General features: G+C 62.6%; 17 protein-coding genes. All 17 read left to right on the top strand.

What is annotated here, in order from left to right; all coding sequences use genetic code 11:
• The first annotated feature begins 18 nt into the window (after positions 1 to 18).
• A complete protein-coding gene (gene eutC, locus AC3B6A_RS04070; RefSeq protein ID WP_488401030.1) occupies positions 19 to 825 on the top strand; it encodes an ethanolamine ammonia-lyase subunit EutC in 807 nt (268 codons plus the stop codon).
• A 635-nt stretch (positions 826 to 1460) separates the two neighbouring features.
• Positions 1461 to 2849 (top strand): TrkH family potassium uptake protein, encoded by a 1389-nt coding sequence (locus tag AC3B6A_RS04065; RefSeq protein ID WP_488401029.1) that lies wholly within the window; start codon positions 1461 to 1463, stop codon positions 2847 to 2849.
• Positions 2850 to 3118: 269 nt separating this feature from the next.
• The gene (locus tag AC3B6A_RS04060) at positions 3119 to 3682 is read left to right on the top strand and encodes a GspH/FimT family pseudopilin (RefSeq protein ID WP_488401028.1); all 564 of its coding nucleotides are present in this window, start codon (positions 3119 to 3121) and stop codon (positions 3680 to 3682) included.
• Positions 3679 to 4275: a type IV pilus modification protein PilV gene (gene pilV / locus AC3B6A_RS04055; protein ID WP_488401027.1), complete on the top strand. Its 597-nt coding sequence runs from the start codon at positions 3679 to 3681 to the stop codon at positions 4273 to 4275. Before AC3B6A_RS04060 ends, pilV begins: the two co-directional genes overlap by 4 nt.
• Entirely contained in the window at positions 4272 to 5159 is an 888-nt protein-coding gene (locus AC3B6A_RS04050; protein WP_488401026.1) for a PilW family protein, read from the top strand. The genes pilV and AC3B6A_RS04050 overlap by 4 nt, the downstream gene beginning before the upstream one ends.
• On the top strand, positions 5156 to 5731 hold the full coding sequence (locus AC3B6A_RS04045) for a hypothetical protein (protein WP_488401025.1): 576 nt from the start codon (positions 5156 to 5158) through the stop codon (positions 5729 to 5731). Before AC3B6A_RS04050 ends, AC3B6A_RS04045 begins: the two co-directional genes overlap by 4 nt.
• Complete coding sequence (locus AC3B6A_RS04040) at positions 5718 to 9173, top strand: pilus assembly protein (RefSeq protein WP_488401024.1); 3456 nt, start codon at positions 5718 to 5720, stop codon at positions 9171 to 9173. The genes AC3B6A_RS04045 and AC3B6A_RS04040 overlap by 14 nt, the downstream gene beginning before the upstream one ends.
• Entirely contained in the window at positions 9170 to 9619 is a 450-nt protein-coding gene (locus tag AC3B6A_RS04035) for a type IV pilin protein (RefSeq protein WP_488401023.1), read from the top strand. The genes AC3B6A_RS04040 and AC3B6A_RS04035 overlap by 4 nt, the downstream gene beginning before the upstream one ends.
• Before the next feature lie 124 nt (positions 9620 to 9743).
• Positions 9744 to 10208: a GNAT family N-acetyltransferase gene (locus AC3B6A_RS04030; RefSeq protein ID WP_488401022.1), complete on the top strand. Its 465-nt coding sequence runs from the start codon at positions 9744 to 9746 to the stop codon at positions 10206 to 10208.
• 93 nt (positions 10209 to 10301) lie between these two features.
• The gene (locus AC3B6A_RS04025) at positions 10302 to 11168 is read left to right on the top strand and encodes a substrate-binding periplasmic protein (RefSeq protein WP_488401021.1); all 867 of its coding nucleotides are present in this window, start codon (positions 10302 to 10304) and stop codon (positions 11166 to 11168) included.
• Between the two features lie 200 nt (positions 11169 to 11368).
• Positions 11369 to 12028, top strand: coding sequence for a DedA family protein (locus AC3B6A_RS04020; protein WP_488401020.1), 660 nt, complete (start codon positions 11369 to 11371; stop codon positions 12026 to 12028).
• Between the two features lie 7 nt (positions 12029 to 12035).
• The gene (locus AC3B6A_RS04015; RefSeq protein ID WP_488401019.1) at positions 12036 to 12854 is read left to right on the top strand and encodes a M90 family metallopeptidase; all 819 of its coding nucleotides are present in this window, start codon (positions 12036 to 12038) and stop codon (positions 12852 to 12854) included.
• Positions 12855 to 12935: 81 nt separating this feature from the next.
• Entirely contained in the window at positions 12936 to 13466 is a 531-nt protein-coding gene (ppa, locus tag AC3B6A_RS04010) for an inorganic diphosphatase (protein WP_488401018.1), read from the top strand.
• A 297-nt stretch (positions 13467 to 13763) separates the two neighbouring features.
• Complete coding sequence (locus AC3B6A_RS04005; RefSeq protein WP_488401017.1) at positions 13764 to 14390, top strand: START domain-containing protein; 627 nt, start codon at positions 13764 to 13766, stop codon at positions 14388 to 14390.
• Between the two features lie 621 nt (positions 14391 to 15011).
• Positions 15012 to 16568 (top strand): type VI secretion system protein TssA, encoded by a 1557-nt coding sequence (gene tssA, locus AC3B6A_RS04000; RefSeq protein WP_488401016.1) that lies wholly within the window; start codon positions 15012 to 15014, stop codon positions 16566 to 16568.
• Between the two features lie 34 nt (positions 16569 to 16602).
• The gene (gene tssB, locus AC3B6A_RS03995) at positions 16603 to 17103 is read left to right on the top strand and encodes a type VI secretion system contractile sheath small subunit (RefSeq protein ID WP_488401015.1); all 501 of its coding nucleotides are present in this window, start codon (positions 16603 to 16605) and stop codon (positions 17101 to 17103) included.
• Positions 17104 to 17130: 27 nt separating this feature from the next.
• Positions 17131 to 18606: a type VI secretion system contractile sheath large subunit gene (tssC, locus tag AC3B6A_RS03990; protein WP_488401014.1), complete on the top strand. Its 1476-nt coding sequence runs from the start codon at positions 17131 to 17133 to the stop codon at positions 18604 to 18606.
• Positions 18607 to 18617 lie beyond the last annotated feature (11 nt).

Raw genomic sequence — 18617 nt, 5'->3', positions numbered from 1 at the left:
CGAATTGAGGAGAAACAGATGAGCGACAGCGCCACGCCCAACCCCTGGCAGGAACTGCGCCGCCTGACCTCCGCGCGCATCGCCCTGGGCCGCGCCGGCACCAGCCTGCCGACCCGCGCGCAGCTGGACTTCCAGTTCGCCCACGCCCAGGCGCGCGACGCCGTGCACCTGCCCTTCGACCGCGACGGCCTCGCCCGGCAACTGGCCGAACGCGGCCGCGACACCCTGCTGCTGCACAGCGCCGCCACCGACCGCGACACCTACCTGCAACGCCCCGACCTCGGCCGCCGGCTGGACGAAGAGTCGGCGGAACTCCTCCGCCGCCACGCCGACCGCCACCCCCAGGGCTACGACCTCGCCGTGGTGATCGCCGACGGTCTCTCCTCGCTCGCCGTGCAGCGCCACAGCCTGCCCTTCCTCGAACGCATGGAGGAACAGGCGCGCAACGAAGGCTGGAGCCTGTCGCCGGTCGCGCTGGTGCAGCAGGGCCGCGTCGCCGTGGCCGACGAAGTGGCCGAGCTGCTGCGGGCGAAGATGGTGGTGATCCTGATCGGCGAACGCCCCGGCCTCAGCTCGCCGGACAGCCTCGGCCTGTACTTCACCTGGGCGCCGAAGGTCGGCCTGAACGACGCCTACCGCAACTGCATCTCCAACGTGCGCCTGGAGGGCCTGAGCTACGGCCTGGCCACCCACCGCCTGCTCTACCTGATGCGCGAAGCCTGCCGGCGCCAGTTGTCGGGGGTGAATCTCAAGGATGAAGCGCAGTTGCCGGTGCTGGAGGGAGACAGCGCGCCCTTGCACGGCAACTTCCTGCTCGGCGGCTGAGCGAAGGTGGCGAGCGATTCCTTAAAACATCGCGCGCCATGATCCCTTGGTCCGGGTGCTGGCGTAGTCGACACAACTCCGCACGCTCGCCACGCGGCTTGCCATTGCCTGGAAAAGCATCGTCACCTTATTGCTCGTACTGGCGCTTCCGTTTGTCCGGCCGACCTTCAGCGATACCGGGCGTCTCGGCTACAGGATGAAGCGACGTACCGGTAAGCATCCGATCGGTTGCCTTGCGTTTGGAGTATTCGGGAAAGCCTCGTCCGGCCCGGGCCATGAACACTCCTCGCGGTGAATATTATCCACTTCAAGTCAATGTCCGCTCATCCCGGGAAAGACCAGGCATCGAGTCGCATTGAGCACGGATGGCAATAACAGGTCTTCCCAGGACTATTCGCCATATCGGTGCCACACCGGATTTGTGCACGTTTGCCCGAGGAGTGGAACGCAGGCTCCGGCCGTACGGAGCGAGAAAATTTACGCATTCTTTACGGCCAACGGGATCGGCAGTAACACGCCGGGGGTTAGCATGCCGGTCTGGAATCAGAGGTCCGATTCAATAAATGCATAAGAGTTCTCGACTCAATACAATCTTGCATCTCTGTAGTTTCCTGGTTGTTTTGTACAGCCTGTCGATGCCCATTCCCGCCCTCATTGGATTGATTTTCGGTGAGAAGCAACTGACCTCGTTCCTGGTGACCTTTGCCATTTCCCTTGCAATTGGCATGACCGGCTGGACTCTGACCAACAGCGGCGAGAAGGTCCTCAGAACCAAGGATGGGTTTGTGGTGGCAGTGCTGTTCTGGGTGATTTTTTCCATCATCAGCACCATGCCCTTGTATCTTGATAGCCGCCTTAATCTTTCGTTGGTCGATGCGGCTTTTGAGGGAATATCTGGCATCACGACGACTGGCGCATCGGTGCTGAATGAAATAGACAGCCTGCCGAAATCCGTCCTCTATTATCGTGCGCAGTTAAACTTCCTGGGCGGCCTTGGCATTATCATCCTGGCAGTTGCGATCATGCCTTTCCTGGGCATTGGTGGTGCAAAGCTCTATCAGTCAGAAATGCCCGGACCATTCAAGGAGGAAAAGCTCACGCCGCGACTGGCGGATACCGCAAAACATTTGTGGGCGATTTATGTCGGCCTGGCATTGATATGCGCAGTGTCTTATTTCCTGGCAGGAATGAACTGGTTTGACGCGCTATGCCACAGCCTGTCGACGGTTTCACTGGGGGGATTCTCTACTCGCGGAAGCAGCCTGGGCTTCTACAACAGCCCCCAGATAGAGTTGGTGGGCGGCTTGTTCTCTATTTTTGCCGCCATCAATTTTTCCCTGTATTTCTTTGCCATTACTCGACGTAGCCTGTTGCCGATCATCAGCAATTCGGAATTCAGATTCTTTCTGGTGATTCTATCTTTAGTGGTGTGCGCCACCAGCATCGAGCTCTATCGAACGGAAACGTTTGGGCTTCAAGACTCCCTAGTGCACAGTTTCTTTCAGGCTACCTCGGTGATGACTGACAACGGCCTGGGAGCCGCCAACTATCCTGCATGGCCGCCACATGTGGTGCTGCTCCTGCTGGGGGCCAGTTTTTTTGGCGGATGCGTCGGGTCGACGTGTGGCGGAATCAAGGCTATGCGCTTTCTTCTGCTGTACCGCCAGGGTGCTCAAGAAATCAAACAGCTCATCCACCCCAGTGCTGTTTTTGCAACGAAGGTGGGAGGTTATTCGGTTTCCGATAGAGTCATTCGCTCAATATGGGCACTGTTTTTCTTATACATCTTCTTCTCGTGCGTCTTTGTCTGGGGCCTGGTCGCGATTGGACATGACCTGGAGACTGCCTTTGGCACGGTTGCAGCCTGTATAAACAACATGGGGATTGGTTATGGCGAGACGTCTGGAGGTTTCGGCACGCTCAAGGAACCCGCAAAGTGGCTGATGTGCCTTGCCATGATCTTTGGCCGCCTGGAGATATTCCCGATATTAATCGTGTTCTCCAGAGCATTTTGGCGATTCTGAGTTAAGGGGATTCCCTGAGGTGCTTCAATTGGCCAAATCCAATGCGATAAGCACTCCTCTCGCACACGACCGCTCCGATACGCCCCCAAACGAAGCGAAAACAACGCGCCTGTGAACGCGACCACATGCCTCACGGGCGGCCGCTGCCTTTAAGATTTGTCTTAAATCGTCCATCCCGTTCAGCGGGATAAAAACCACGCCATTCAGAAACAGACCCTGGATCGGAAGCAGGCGCTGCGCCGCCCGCGCTCCAGGTCGATGGCGAGAACATGCACTCACTGAACCCCCTCCTCCCGGCCGCCGCCCGGCGGCTATCCGGCCAGCACGGTTTCACCCTGGTCGAGATGATGGTCACCCTCTCCATCCTGGCGATCATCCTCTCCCTGGCCGTACCGTCCTTCGACTACCTGATCGCCCGCAATCGCGTGCAAACCGCCAGCAAGCACCTGGCCGGGTTGGTCCAGTACACGCAGGCGCAGGCACAGATCAGCGGGCAACAGGTCAAAATTGGCCCTCTTGACGTTGGTGCCGGCTGGGGGGCCCCGCTGGACGTGGTCGCTATCCGCAACAACTGGCAGGGCAACAAACGCAACATTGTGCTGCGTAGTAAACGCCGTATCGATGACTCCGGCAAAGTAGAGATCAGCATTAACAGATCCGAGGTCGTCAGCTTGGTTTTCGATGGCTGCGGCGTACTCATCCCCATCACTGACTACTCCATCGGCGCTCTTACGCCCGAAATCAAATTCCCATTGATCTTCAACCTGACGTCAGGCTCGTACACCCACAGCGTCTGTCTGCAACGCAGCGGCATGGTGGGAGACTGCGAATGAGCCCGCACCGTCTTATCAACCAGCCTGGTTTCTATCTCATCGAAGTCCTGGTCGCCGTGCTGCTCACCAGCCTCGCGCTGCTCGGCATACTTGCCCTGCAAACTCACAGCACTGCCTACAGCCACGACAGCCAGCAGCGGCAGAACGCCATTCAGCTCGTCGCCGACCTCGCCCGCGGGATGCAGGCCAATCGAGAAGTGCTGGTCCGCAACGGACGCCTGCAAAGCGGCTCGGTCTATCTCGTCGCAGCGGGCGGCTCATTTCCCGCACTCGACAACGAACAGAACTGCGACACCCGTGGGCTGGGCGTGACCGACAGGGCCTCGCGCGAACTGGCCTGCTGGGTCGCCGAAGTGAAGCGCGCGCTGGACACCGACGATACCCTGCTAAGGGACGACAGCTACATCTGCCCCACCCGCAACGGCAGGACCTGCGCCAGCGCGTCGGCGCCCCTGCTGCTGGTCCAGCTGGCGTGGCACAGCCGCAACTGCCGGACCGGGAGCCCCACGGTCGAGGACGACGAAGATGCTGCCTGCCTCTCGGCCGATGACAGCGGCGGCGTGGAGCGCTACCGCGTGAGCCTCCAGCCATGACGAACTTCCCGCAAAACAGTCCCCAGGCCGGATTCTCTCTGATCGAACTGATGGTCGGCATCGCGCTGGGCCTGATGGTGCTCTTCGGCATCCTGCAGCTCTACCTGTCCAACAGCGACCACGCCGCCTTCAACTACGCGCAGCAACAGAACCAGAACAACGCCCGCGTGATCTTCGGCCGACTGGAACAAGAGGCGAGCCACGCTGGCTACAGTGGTTGGCTAGGGAGTAAGGCCACTGTCAGAGCCAGTGGCAATTGGCGAGAGGGGCTGAGTGCTGACAGTTCTGCCGTAGCGATGTCGATGGGGCTCAACCTGGCCATCGATCGGGATGCACCGTTTCCCGGAATGACGGACGTGAGTACCGGGTGCACTTTCGATGAGGGTGAGGTGGTTACGCTCGATAGCGACGGTAAGGGGCTTTGCGTGCGTTACCAGCGCGCCCAGGTAGCAGATACGCAGACTTTTCAGGACTGCACCGCCAGCAGGCTTTACACCAACCGAGTCGGTATCAACAACGCCGGCGGGTTGGTCGGTCCCTCCAACGCGCTCCCCTCTGCCTTAGGTGTAGGAACTGCCGAGGAGCAGCGGAACACACTAATCAGCCACCTGTACCTGTCCAGCCATCAACTGATGTGCAAGACGAATAATCACTCAAGTGGGGTCCCAGGTGCTGTTCCCATCTCTGGTGACATTCACGACCTGCGCTTCGAGCAAAGCGCCACCAACCGTATCCGCGTCGGCCTCGTGCTCAGTTCGGAACGGCCGCTGCTACCGGCCAACTGCACCTACCGGGACCCGCTCACCGGCTCGACCCAGAGCACCGGTAATCGCGGGCTCTGCGCGGCCTTCAGTCAAACCCTCTACCTGAGGAATATCCCGTGAATCGAGCTCGACCACGGCAGGCGGGAAACACCCTGCTGATCGCGCTGCTTCTGCTGCTTGGCATGACCGCCCTCACCCTCGGGGCGTTGCGTAACGGCATGCTGCTGGACAACAGCCTGGCGGACAATCGCGACTACCAGGCCGCCCTGGCCGGGGCCAACTCGGCGATTGAAGAGGCGTACTACCGCGCAACGCTGGCTCCGTCGCTGGTGGTCAGCAACGACGACACCTGCTCCAGCACTGAACAGAAGCAGCAACAGGTCGATTTCTGTGATCGGGCCTGGCTCATCCCCGTTTTTGATGGGCAATTTTGGAGCGGCAGTAGCATCCGGCGCCTGGTTACGGCGAGAACCTATAAGGGCAACGACCTCGGTGCGCCCAGCCAGTTGTCCGAACTGAGCCGGTCACCGCGCTGGTACATCGCGGCCCAGTGTGAAAGCCGCTCTTCTTCCGGCATGGCCAACTGTTTGCGGGGCACCGGTACCTACCTGTTGCAGATGAACGCCATTTCCACCGGGATCACCGACCAGGCAGTGGTCCGCCTTCAGGAGTACGCCCGTGTACAACGCTGATCGTCTCTCGCGGTTGGGCCGCATTGCCGTGGTGACCGTGTTGCTGAGCGTCGCCGCGCATACATTGGCGGCGACCCCGAGCCAGGCCCCTCTGTTCCTCGTCGAGGGCGTTTCGCCCAATCTCATCGTGACGCTCGACGACTCCGGGAGCATGCTATACCCCTACCTGCCAGATATGCCCTCCGCAGGTGGAATGTCCAAGAACTACATCTCCTACTCCTCCAGCGCCGCCAACCCGCTCTACTACAACCCGGCAGTCACCTACGAAGCCCCCTGGAAGGTGACCTTCGAAGGCGGGCGCGTGGTCAGCCAGCGACTCACCACCCGGTTCGACAAGGCCTACTACGACGGCTTCCAGCCCGGCGCGGGCACGTACGCCACAGCCGACCTAAGGTTCATAACCAGCGACGGCTATACAGACATTGGCGTCTACACCCGACCAATAGGCTCAGCCACCTCCGGCAACGGCTACTACTACCAGTTCGATGCGAACTGCCCCCATGCTAAAAACGTCGCCAGCCCCACCCTGAACGCCGCGCAGAACTGCGCAAATGATTTCATCGGCGCAGGCAATTGCAGGAGCGCCTGCTTCAGCCCGCGCTGGGTCACCAGCGACACCGAGAAGCAGAACTACGCCAACTGGTTTTCCTTCTACCGCACCCGCCTGCTCGCCACGCGCAGCGCGGTCAACCTGGCGCTGTTCAACCTGCCGGAGGATATCCGGGTGACCTGGCAGGCTCTCTACAACTGCACCAGCAGCGACTTCAACATGTCGTCCGAAGCCTGCGGCACGCAGACCCTGGCGCCCTTCGCCAACCAGCACAAGGCCGACTTCTACACCTTCGTCAGCAGCCTCAAGACCTCCCCTTACGGCACGCTCCTGTTCGCGGCGCAGAAGCGGGTTAACGACTATCTGCGCAGCAAATCCGCCTACAATCCCTACGCGCGCGTCCCCGGCGCCCCCCGCGACACGAAGACCGAATACGCCTGCCGGCCGACCTACCACCTGCTGATGACCGACGGCATCAGCACGGACAATATCACCTACATTGGCAATACCGACGGCACCTCCACGACATTGCCAGACGGCAAAAAAGACGGTCTCCGGCCCCCCTATTTCGATGATTGGTCGAACACCCTGGCCGACGTCATGTTCAAAGGCTGGGCCGAGGACGCGCGCGACGACCTGCCGAACGAGGTTCCGCCGCGTTTCCGCGAAGGCAAGGATTACTGGAACCCGAAGAACGACCCCGCCACTTGGCAGCATGTGACCACCTACGCAGTGGGCCTGGGGCTAGGGCAGACGTTCAAGTCCCTGACCTGGGGCGGTGACACCTACTCGGGATCCTATGCGCAACTGCTCAAAGGCTTTTTGATGTGGCCGGACCCCGCCACCAACGAGGGCAAGGTCGCTGCCCTCTGGCATGGTGCCCTCGACTCACGAGGCGAGTTCTTCAGCGCCGACTCCGCCAGCGGGCTGACGGCGGCCTTCCAGTCGATCGTCAACGGTGTCGCCAGCAGCCAGCAGGCCGCGGCGTCGGCCGGCACCGTGGCAGCGCCCGGTGCCAGCTCTACCTCGCTCGGCACCGACACCCACCTGTACAGCGCTCGCTACGATCCCTCGGACTGGAGCGGCGATCTCATCCAGTACAACCTGGACAGCCAGGGCAATGCCCAGCAAAACACCGAGCTCTCCTTCCGCGACAAGCTGGATCACCGCTCGGCCGGCAGCCGGACGATCTACGCCAATACCAGCCCGGGCCGGCTCGGTGGCCAGTTGCAGTCCTTCGAATGGGCCAACCTCGACACCACCCAACAGGCGATGCTGAATCGCGCCCCGGGGGCCTCCACCGACGACAACCTGGGCCCGGACCGCGTCGACTGGCTGCGTGGCGACCGACGCAAGGAGGGCACGACGTTCCGGACCCGCAAACACCTGCTCGGCGACATCATCTATTCCTCACCGGTAGTGGTCGGTCCCCCGGACGGCGTCAGTTACTACATGGAGACCGCCGCCAGTGATGTTTCAGGCTACGAATTGTTCAAGACGAAATACGCCAACCGGGAGAAGCGCATCTACGTCGGCGCCAACGACGGCATGCTGCACGCCTTCGACGAGCAGGGAAACGAGAAGTGGGCGTTCATCCCAGCGTCGGTCATTGACCACCTGAACTACCTTCCGTCGCCCCTCTACGCGGCGCAGTCGAAAGCGGAAAACACCAACAGCCTGCACCGTTTCTTCGTTGATGGCTCTGCTGTCACCCAGGATGCCTATTTCAACGGCGCTTGGCGCACCGTTCTGGTCATGGCTCCCGGTCGAGGAGGGCGCGGTCTGTTCGCTCTGGACATCACCGAGCCGGACAGCCCCAAACTGCTATGGGAGCGTCTGAATGCCAGCCAGGGCGATACGCGCCTGCTGGGCAACTTGCTTGAACGACCAGTGATCGCCAACGTCTCCGGTACACCCTATGTCTACACGACTACCGGTTACGGGATTGCCGACGGTAGCTTGCTCTCAATGAGACTGAATGACGGGACGTTCTACCTCTCCAGTTCCGCCACTGGGGAAGAGTTGGGTGGAACGGTAGCCTGGTTCAACACCGCAATCCCCGGCGAGCTGTCGAGCCTCTATTACGGCAGTCTTTCTGGGAAACTCTACCGCTACGCCCTCACTAACATCGACATCTCAGCTGTCGAGGAACCCCTGGCAGGAGGCCTACTGTCGATAATTCCCGAAACACGCGGACAGTCCATGGGCACCGCCGCCGAAGTCACCAGTCACCCGCGTGGCGGACAATTGGTGATCGCGGGAACCGGCAAGTACTTTGAGGCCAGCGACAAGGAGGGTACCTCCACCATCCAGTCTCTCTACGGCATGTGGGATCAGACGAGTTACATGCCCAATGGCCCCAACAGCTACGGCTATGACTACGGTAGCTATGGCATGCCAGCCACTCTTAAACGCCTCAGTGACCTGCAGGAGCAGACTCTGACCGAGAGTGCTGGAGTCAGGCAGCTCAGCAGCAACCGAGTGGTCTGGGACAATAGTGGCAAGCGCGGGACCGGTATCCGCGGTTGGTACCTCGACTTGCCGAAGGGCGAGATGATCCTCGACCAGCCCTTCATGCTGGGTGATGTGCTCTTCGTCACCGTAAGCCACCCTAACGAAGATCCCTGCAGCGCCGGCATCGACTACTGGTTGCTGGCGATAGACCCGAAGACCGGCGGCGCGCTGAAGTTCAACGTCTTCGATGTGGCCGGCGACGGCTCCTTCAGCGAACCCGCCAGCGGCATCCCGATCGACGGTCCGGTGATCCGCATTGGCGACAAGCTCTACGACCCGACCGGAAAGAAAATCCCGGTACAGCTGTTCGACCCGAAGAACCAGGGGCGCTTTAACTGGCAAATCATGAACACCAATCCGGCTATTGATTACCCATGAACCTCCAGACTCTCGCCCCCCGGCGCCGCACACGTGGCTTCACGCTGATCGAACTGATGGTGGTGGTCGCCATCGTCGCCCTGCTGGCCAGCATCGCCATGCCCAGCTACCGCCAGTACGTGCTGCGCGCCAACCGCAGCGATGCGCAGATTCTCCTGCGCGACGCCGCCGCCCAGCAGGAGCGCTACCTCGCGCAGTACAGCAAGTACGCCGACGACCCGGCGAAACTGGCCTTCTCCTACCCGCTCACGGCCGGCAAGCGCCTCTCCCTGCACCAGTTCTACGAACTGCAGGCCAAATACCTGGGCGGCAATGCCCGCACCTACCTGTTGACCGCCGTGCGCCGGGGCACCCAGGCGAACGACAGCGACTGCGGCGACTTCACCCTCGACAACGAGGGAACCCGGGGCGTCACCGCCGGCAGCGTGGATGCCTGCTGGCGTTGATCAAACGCTCGCTTTGATTGCGCTTTCAACAATTTCTGGTGCAGCATCGCGCGTGATGGTCATTCGCTGGCATCGCTCCTGCATTGCCATTCCAGCCCCCTCACATCACCCCCGAGGCCCGCCCATGCGTATCGTGCAAGCCACGCTCGACCACCTCGATCTGCTCGCGCCGCTGTTCGTCAAATACCGCGAGTTCTACGGCATGCTGCCCTACCCCGAATCGTCGCGAAAATTCCTGGAAAAGCGCCTGCGCCGCAAGGAGTCGGTGATCTACCTGGCCCTGCCGGACGACGATGACAGCAAGCTGCTGGGCTTCTGCCAGCTCTATCCGAGCTTCTCCTCGCTGTCGCTCAAGCGCGTGTGGATTCTCAACGACATCTACGTCGCCGAGGAGGCGCGCCGCCAGCTGGTGGCCGACCACCTGCTGCAGACCGCGCGGCAGATGGCCCGCGAGACCCAGGCGGTGCGCATGCGCGTTTCCACCAGCGTCAACAACGAGGTGGCGCAGAAGGTCTACGAGTCCATCGGCTTCCACGAAGACACCGAGTTCAAGAACTACATCCTGCCGATCAGCGGCGACCTGACCTGACGGCCGCCCCGGGGCCCGCTGGTGTCGGCGGGCCGGGCGCACTAGAGTGATGTTCGGCCTTCGACCCGCCGTGCCCACCGGCTAAGGGATTCCATGCGTCGTCCCCTGCTCGTCAGCCTCCTCTTCGCGCTGGTCTGCGCCGGCAGCCAGGCGCAAACCCTGCGCATCGCCACGCTGGACTGGGCTCCCTACGTCGGCCCCGACCTCCCCGGCCACGGCCTGGCCGCGCGCATCCTCGACGAAGCCCTGGCGCTCAACGGCGACAAGGCCGAGCTGGTGTTCCTGCCCTGGCAGCGGGCGCTCAACGAGGCCCGCGAAGGCCGCTTCGACGCGCTGATGCCCGCCTACCTCTCCGACGACCGCAGCCGCGACTTCTACACCTCGATGCCGTTGCTGGACTCCCGGATCGGTTTCTTCCGCCGCCGCGACCACAGGGTGCAGATCACCCCCGGCGACCTCGACAGCCTGCGCCCGTACCGCATCGGCGTGGTGCGCGGCTACGTCAACCAGACCGCCTTCGACGCCGCCGACTTCCTCAAGAAGGAGGCGGTCAACACCGATTGGCAGAACCTGGAAAAACTCCTGCGCGGGCGCATCGACCTGGCGGTGGCGGACCGCTACACCGGCTATCAGTTGCTCGCCCAGAACGCCCCGGCGCTGCGCGATCAGCTGGTGTTCGTGGAACCGCCGCTGGACATCCGGCCGCTCTATGTCCTGGTCCCCAGGAAGCGCGCCGAGGGCGAAGCGCTGGCCGCCAGCCTCGACCGCAGCCTGCGCACCCTGCAACGCAGCGGGCGCCTGCAGCAACTGATCGCCGAGGCGCACCTGGAAACCGCCATGCGCTCCCGGGAAGTGGCGGATCACCCCGTCGCCAAGCAGCTGCCGGCCCCCGCCCCCGCGCAACATCTCAGTGCCACGCACATCCCCGCGCCCCTGAGCTGGCAGGCCAGCCGGTTCTGACGCCGCGCGGCCCTGGCCGGGGCCCCAGCGCATTTGTCACAGGGCGTTTCAGCCATCGCCCCAACCGATTTTTCACCTTCGACCTGTAATATTCTCGAATGACGTTCGTCGCAGGACGCGATGAAGCGCGTTCCCGGCACGCAACCGTCCGTATAATGCGCACCCCCGGCCGCTCACCCCGCTGTCAACACAGGCTTCTCATGGACTTCAATCCGATCGACCTGATTCTCCACCTCGACACCTACCTGTCCCTGCTGGTGACCAACTACGGTGTCTGGATCTACGCCATCCTGTTCCTGGTGATCTTCTGCGAGACCGGCCTGGTCGTGACGCCCTTCCTCCCCGGCGATTCGCTGCTGTTCATCGCCGGCGCCATCTGCGCCACCGGCGGCATGGACCCCTGGCTGCTCGGCAGCCTGCTGCTGGCCGCGGCGGTCAGCGGCGACAGCACCAACTATGTGATCGGCCGGACCCTGGGCAAGCGCCTGTTCAGCAAGCCGGACTCGAAAGTCTTCCGCCGCGACTACCTCGACCAGACCCACGCCTTCTACGAGCGCCACGGCGGCAAGACGGTGACCCTGGCGCGCTTCCTGCCCATCGTGCGCACCTTCGCGCCCTTCGTCGCCGGCATGGCCTACATGCCTTACCTGCGCTTCCTGGCCTTCAGCGTGGCCGGCAGCGTGGTCTGGGTCGGCGGCCTGGTGACCCTGGGCTTCTTCTTCGGCAACGTGCCGTTCATCAAGCAGAACCTCTCGCTGATGATCATCGGCATCATCGCCTTCTCGCTGGTTCCCATGCTGATCGGCGTCCTGCGCCACAAGCTGCGCCCGGCGGCCAAGGCGCAGACCAGCGAGCGTTGATCCGCCCATGTGGTCGTTCAGCGCCTGGCGCCGCCGGCGCTTCCTCGCCCGCCACCCGCTCGACGCGGAGCTCTGGGCGCAGGTACGCCGGCAACTGCCGATCCTCGATGGGCTGAACGACGACGAGCTGCGCCTGCTCGGCGAGCGGGTGCGGCTGTTCCTGCGCGACAAGCGCCTCTCCGCCCTGCCCGGCGTCGAGCTGGACGACTTCCATCGCCTGCTGCTCGCCGCCCAGGCGCAACTGCCGCTGCTGCACCTGCCGGAGCTGAACTGGTACCAGGGCTTCCATGAGCTGGTGCTGTACCCCGACGATTTCGTCAGCCCGCAGAAACACCGCGACCCGGCGGGCGTCATCCACGAATTCGACGACGAGCGCGCCGGCGAGACCTCGCTGCAGGGCCCGGTGATCCTCGCCTGGCCGGGCGTGGAAAGCGGCGGCGGCTGGGACGCCTACAACCTGGTGATCCACGAGCTGGCGCACAAGCTGGACATGCTCAACGGCGACGCCAACGGCCTGCCGCCGCTGCACCGCGACATGCGTGTGGCCGACTGGGCCGCCGCCATGCAGAGCGCCTACGACGAGATGAACCACCGGCTGGACCGCAACCCGCAGGCGCACACCGCGATCGACCCGTATGCGGCGGAGAATCCGGCGGAATTCTTCGCCGTCACCAGCGAATACTTCTTCACCGCTCCCGACCTGCTGCACGAGGCCTATCCGAAGGTCTACGAGCAACTCGCGCTGTTCTACCGGCAAGATCCGCTCTCGCGCCTAAAACAACTACAGCGCGAACATCCCGAATATCAGGAAACTCAGGCGCGATAAGCGATGTCTGTGGCTTGGCCACGGCAATCTGCCTATAATTCGCCGCACTTTTTCGGCCCGAACCCATATCTGGAGTCGTCCATGAGCTACAGCAGTATCCCGGCTGGCAAAGACCTGCCGAACGACATTTACGTCGCTATCGAGATCCCGGCCAACCACGCGCCGATCAAGTATGAAATCGACAAGGAAACCGACTGCCTGTTCGTCGACCGTTTCATGGCCACCCCGATGTTCTACCCGGCCAACTACGGCTTCATCCCGAACACCCTGGCCGACGACGGCGACCCCCTGGACGTGCTGGTCGTGACCCCCTATCCGGTGGCTCCGGGCTCCGTCATCCGCGCCCGTCCGGTCGGCGTGCTGAACATGAGCGACGAAGCCGGCGGCGACGCCAAGCTGATCGCCGTACCGCACGACAAGCTGAGCGTCCTGTACCACGACGTGAAGGAATACACCGACCTGCCGGCCCTGCTGCTGGAGCAGATCAAGCACTTCTTCGAGAACTACAAGGATCTCGAAAAGGGCAAGTGGGTGAAGGTCGAGGGCTGGGGCAACGCCGAAGAAGCCCGCTCCTACATCACCAAGTCCGTCGCCGCCTTCCAGGCCAAGTGATGGTCGCGCGGGTTACCCGCGCCATGAAAAGCCCCGCTCATGCGGGGCTTTTTTGTGACCGGGATTAGGCTTTTCGTCCCGACTTTGTTACCATCTGCGCCCCGCACGCAGCTCGCTGCGCTGCCACAGAATCAAGGCGGTCTGCCCTACCAGAAGTAAGGTTGGACCACCCCCTGAAAGCCGGCCACAAGCCGGCTTTTTTAATGCCCGCGAAAAGTCCCGCAACCACTCGCCGGTCCTTGCGTCAGCGTCATCCAGAGCGCCTAAGATCGGACTATTCCCTCAGGGAGCCGCGCCATGAAACGCCTATCGCTGCTCATCGCCCTGCTGCTCGCCGCCCCGGCCATCGCCCTGGCCCAGGCGGAGAACTGGCAACTGGCGAAGGAGGAGAACGGCATCCGCGTCTACCTCAGCGAAGTGCCGGGCTCGCCCTACAAGAGCTTCCGCGGCGTCACCCTGGTGAAGGCCGATGTCGCCACGCTGGGCCGCCTGCAGGAGAACCTGCGAGTCTCCTGTGCCTGGCTCTATGGCTGCGCACGGATGCGCCTGCTCAAGTACAGCGACGAGGCGGTCTGGGTCTACATCGACACCAAACTCCCCTGGCCCGCCGCCCCACGTGACCTGGTGCTGCAAGTGAGGACCGAGGAAACCCCGGACGGCGGCCTGATCCGCCACCTCCAGGCCGCACCGGACTACATTCCGCCGGTCAAGGGCCGCATCCGCGTGCCGGTGCTGTCCGGCACCTGGCAGATGATCCCCAAGGGCCCCAAGCTCACCGAAGTCACCTACCAGATGCGCGGCGAACCCGGCGGCAGCGTGCCGTCGTGGCTGGCCAACCGGTTCGTGATCGATGCGCCGTTCGAGTCGCTCAAGACGTTGCGGGTGGTGGCGGAGCATCAGGGCGTTCGCTCTCCGGCGTATTAGGCGGACGGCGCGAGTGTCGCCCTTCTAACAAATTACGTGCCAGATATATTGAAAGCGCCGGGCCACTAGCACTCCAGAGGTCAGAAAGATAACTTCCGCTATTGCTGAAGCGGAAAATCAGGTGGATTAACACAAAAATAATCCATCAACTGTGCAACTTCTTGCCACTCACTCGAAACAGCCAATCAGCATTGGCCTCCAAGAAACATCGACACAATTAAAGGTGGCAAAAAGTTGCACAGTCGCATCACCTGATACGCAGCACATCCAGCGTTTTCCCAAGATAATAAACCCCCGCCAAAAGCCTTGTTCCGGGGCCTTCCCGCGATCCGAAAGCTCGAGAACCCATCACGATTCACACCACAAAACCCGCGATCTAGAGCCTTTACTCAAGTAATAGCAATTTGCCAATAAGCTCACACTCAGTTTGAGAAACAAGCCAGGACTACAGATCAAATAGCAAATCTCTTACACACCTGCCTGTGCAAAAAACTGCACTATGCGCGCCGTTCAAAGTGTTTCAGACCTGACCAGGGAAGTTGGCAATCAGGTCATTTTCCACGGTCTTGCCAGGACGCTTCTTATATTCAGAGTCCTGCCGCATCAGGGACGATCGCCGGCATGAGCCATTCCAGAAAACTTGCATCGCATTATCTCGATCTGGCTGCCACTCCCATTTCTTCCGGGAACTACGCAGGCGAGGACGTGCGCTATTCGCCCGAATACGAGAGCCTGGAGACCGAGCTGGCCAAGGCTTCGTCCCTGCATGGCAACGGCCTGGTGGACTGGCAGAAGATCCTCGACGTCAGCGAGGCCATCCTCCGCACCCAGTCCAAGGACCTGCGCGTCGCCGTCTGGATGGCCTGGGCCCTGCAACAGCGCGAATCCTTCGCCGGGCTGCAGGCCGGCATGGCGATGATCCTGCGATTCTGCCAGGAGCACTGGGGCGACCTGCATCCGCGCAAGGACCGGACCCGCGCCGCCGCCATCTGCTGGCTGGTGCCCCGGCTCGAACCGCTGTTCGCCGAGAGCCTGGCCATCAAGGAGCAACTGCCCCTGTTCCGCCAACTGGGCGAAAACCTGCGCGGCCTGGAGGAATGCCTGAATGCCCGGCTGGACGCCGACGCGCCGCTGCTGCTGCCGTTGTGCCGGCGCCTGGACGACATGGTCCAGCGTGCCTCCCAGGGCCAGCCCGAGCCCGGCTCCGTCGGCGCTGTGGTCGCCCAGGTCAAGCAGGCGGCCACCAGCCTCCTCGCGCCGGTCGGCACCATCGACAACGAAAAGGACGCCCACAAGGCATTGCGCGCCCAGCAGGACAACGCACGGCCGCTGTGCAGCTGGTGGCTGCGCCAGAAGGCCACCGACCTGCGCGCCCTGCGCCTGAACCGCACCCTGCTCTGGCTGCCCATCGACAGCCTGCCCGAGCGCAACGCCGAACAGACCACGGCCCTGCGCAGCCTTCCTGCCGACAAGCTGCGCGCCTACGCCGAACGCTTCGAGCAAGGACAGTACGCCGACCTGCTGGTCGACCTGGAGACCAGCCTGGCGCGCGCACCGTTCTGGTTCGACGGCCAGCGCCTGGCCTGGGAATGCCTGCAGGCCCTCGATGCGGAGGCGGCGATGCGCGAGGTGGAAATCCAGTTCGCGCTGTTCCTGCAGCGCCTGCCCGGGGTCATCGACCTGAAGTTCTTCGACGGCAATCCCTTCGCCGAGCCGAGCACCCGCAGCTGGATCAGCGCCCACGTGCTACCGCACCTCCAGGCGCCCTCGACGCCCCGGGAAGTGACCGCGACCAGCGAGTCGCCAGCCTGGGACATCGCCCTCGACGAAGCCCTGCCGATGCTGCGCAAGGAGGGACTCAAGAGCGCCGTTCAGTTGCTCAAGCAGGGACTGCAGGGCGCCCAGGGCGGACGCGAGCGTTTCTTCTGGCAGTTGAGCATGGCGCGCCTTTGCCTGCAGGCGAAGAAGTACGAACTGGCCCGGACCCAGCTCGAAGCCCTCGACGAACAGCTGCAGGAATCCGCCCTGCACCTCTGGGAACCCGATCTCGCCCTCCAGGTGCTGCACCTGCTGCACACCTGCTGCGAACTGCTGCCGCAGAACCACAGCGTTCGCGAACGCAAGGACGAGGTCTATCGCAGGCTGTGCCACCTCGATCTCGAAGTGGTGCTCGACTAGGCCTTCGGGCCGCTAATGCAAAGGAGAAAAGGCCATGGCCAAAGAAGGCTCGGTAGCCCCCAAGGAACGCATCAACATCACCTTCAAACCCGCTACCGGCAACGCTCAGGAAGAGATCGAGCTGCCCCTGAAACTGCTCGTGCTGGGTGACTTCACCCAACGCGCCGACGACCGCAAGGTCGAGGACCGCAAGCCGATCGGCATCGACAAGAACAACTTCGACGAGGTGCTGGCCAAGCAGGAGCTGAGCCTGACCATCAACGTCCCAAACCGCCTGCAGGACGAAGCCGACGGAGATGAGCTGGGCGTATCCCTGAAGGTCAACTCGATGAAGGACTTCAACCCGGCGAGCCTGGTGGACCAGGTTCCGGAGCTGAAGAAGCTGATGGAACTGCGTGACGCCCTGGTCGCCCTCAAGGGCCCGCTGGGCAACGCACCGGCCTTCCGCAAGGCCATCGAAAGCGTGCTCGCCGACGACGATTCGCGCGAACGCGTACTGGGTGAGCTGGGCCTCGCCGCCAAGCAGGACGCCTGAGCCAGGAACTGAAAAGGAAGCCAACACATGAGCACCAGCGCAGTACAGGAAACCACCGGGGCCGGCGTCGAGTACGGCATTCTCGACCGCATCATCGCCGAGACCAGCCTGACGCCCGATGACGAGGCCTATGGCATCGCCAAGCGCGGCGTCTCCGCATTCATCGAGGAACTGCTGAAGCCGCAGAACCAGGGCGAGCAGGTCAAGAAGGCACTGGTCGACCGCATGATCGCGGAGATCGACGCCAAGCTCAGCCAGCAGATGGACGAGATCCTCCACCATGCCGAATTCCAGGCCCTGGAATCCTCCTGGCGCGGCCTGAAGCTGCTGATCGACCGCACCAACTTCCGCGAGAACATCAAGGTCGAGATTCTCAACGTCTCCAAGCAGGACCTGCTGGACGACTTCGAGGACTCCCCGGAAGTGGTCCAGTCCGGCCTCTACAAGCACATCTACACCGCCGAGTACGGCCAGTTCGGTGGCCAGCCGGTGGGCGCGATCGTCGCCAACTACTACTTCTCGCCGAGCGCGCCGGACGTGAAGACCATGCAGTACGTGGCCAGCGTCTCCAGCATGTCCCACGCGCCGTTCATCTCCGCCGCCGGCCCGAAATTCTTCGGTCTGGACAGCTTCACCGGCCTGCCGGACCTGAAGGACCTGAGGGATCACTTCGAAGGCCCGCAGTTCGCCAAGTGGCAGAGCTTCCGCGAGCAGGAAGACTCCCGCTACGTCGGCCTGACCGTACCGCGCTTCCTGCTGCGCAACCCGTACGATCCGGAAGACAACCCGGTGAAGACCTTCGTCTACAAGGAAAACGTCGCCAACGACCACGAGCACTACCTGTGGGGCAACACGGCGTTCACCTTCGCCAGCAAGCTGACCGACTCCTTCGCCAAGTTCCGCTGGTGCCCGAACATCATCGGCCCGCAGAGCGGCGGCGCAGTGGAAGACCTGCCGCTGCACCACTTCGAGAGCATGGGCGAGATCGAGACCAAGATCCCCACCGAGGTGCTGGTCTCCGACCGCCGTGAATACGAGCTGGCCGAGGAAGGCTTCATTTCCCTGACCATGCGCAAGGGCAGCGACAACGCCGCGTTCTTCTCCGCCAACTCGGTGCAGAAGCCGAAGTTCTTCGGCATCAGCGAGGAAGGCAAGACCGCGGAGCTGAACTACAAGCTCGGTACCCAGCTGCCCTACCTGTTCATCGTCAACCGCCTGGCCCACTACCTGAAGGTCCTGCAGCGCGAGCAGATCGGCGCGTGGAAAGAGCGCACCGACCTGGAGCTGGAACTCAACAAGTGGATTCGCCAGTACGTGGCCGACCAGGAGAACCCCAGCGCCGAAGTCCGCAGCCGCCGTCCGCTGCGCGCCGCGCAGGTGATCGTCAGCGACGTCGAGGGCGAGCCGGGCTGGTACCGCGTCAGTCTCAGCGTGCGCCCGCACTTCAAGTACATGGGTGCGGACTTCACGCTGTCGCTGGTCGGCAAGCTCGACAAGGAATGAGCAGGAGCTGA

This window comes from Pseudomonas sp. B12(2026) (assembly GCF_057767015.1).
This window is presented reverse-complemented; position numbering and strand designations above follow the sequence as displayed.

Coding starts and splice junctions, on each gene's coding strand:
- eutC (WP_488401030.1), top strand. CDS start 19: ATGAGCGACAGCGCCACGCCCAACCCCTGGCAGGAACTGCGCCGCCTG.
- AC3B6A_RS04065 (WP_488401029.1), top strand. CDS start 1,461: ATGCCCATTCCCGCCCTCATTGGATTGATTTTCGGTGAGAAGCAACTG.
- AC3B6A_RS04060 (WP_488401028.1), top strand. CDS start 3,119: ATGCACTCACTGAACCCCCTCCTCCCGGCCGCCGCCCGGCGGCTATCC.
- pilV (WP_488401027.1), top strand. CDS start 3,679: ATGAGCCCGCACCGTCTTATCAACCAGCCTGGTTTCTATCTCATCGAA.
- AC3B6A_RS04050 (WP_488401026.1), top strand. CDS start 4,272: ATGACGAACTTCCCGCAAAACAGTCCCCAGGCCGGATTCTCTCTGATC.
- AC3B6A_RS04035 (WP_488401023.1), top strand. CDS start 9,170: ATGAACCTCCAGACTCTCGCCCCCCGGCGCCGCACACGTGGCTTCACG.
- AC3B6A_RS04030 (WP_488401022.1), top strand. CDS start 9,744: ATGCGTATCGTGCAAGCCACGCTCGACCACCTCGATCTGCTCGCGCCG.
- AC3B6A_RS04025 (WP_488401021.1), top strand. CDS start 10,302: ATGCGTCGTCCCCTGCTCGTCAGCCTCCTCTTCGCGCTGGTCTGCGCC.
- AC3B6A_RS04020 (WP_488401020.1), top strand. CDS start 11,369: ATGGACTTCAATCCGATCGACCTGATTCTCCACCTCGACACCTACCTG.
- AC3B6A_RS04015 (WP_488401019.1), top strand. CDS start 12,036: ATGTGGTCGTTCAGCGCCTGGCGCCGCCGGCGCTTCCTCGCCCGCCAC.
- ppa (WP_488401018.1), top strand. CDS start 12,936: ATGAGCTACAGCAGTATCCCGGCTGGCAAAGACCTGCCGAACGACATT.
- AC3B6A_RS04005 (WP_488401017.1), top strand. CDS start 13,764: ATGAAACGCCTATCGCTGCTCATCGCCCTGCTGCTCGCCGCCCCGGCC.
- tssA (WP_488401016.1), top strand. CDS start 15,012: ATGAGCCATTCCAGAAAACTTGCATCGCATTATCTCGATCTGGCTGCC.
- tssB (WP_488401015.1), top strand. CDS start 16,603: ATGGCCAAAGAAGGCTCGGTAGCCCCCAAGGAACGCATCAACATCACC.
- tssC (WP_488401014.1), top strand. CDS start 17,131: ATGAGCACCAGCGCAGTACAGGAAACCACCGGGGCCGGCGTCGAGTAC.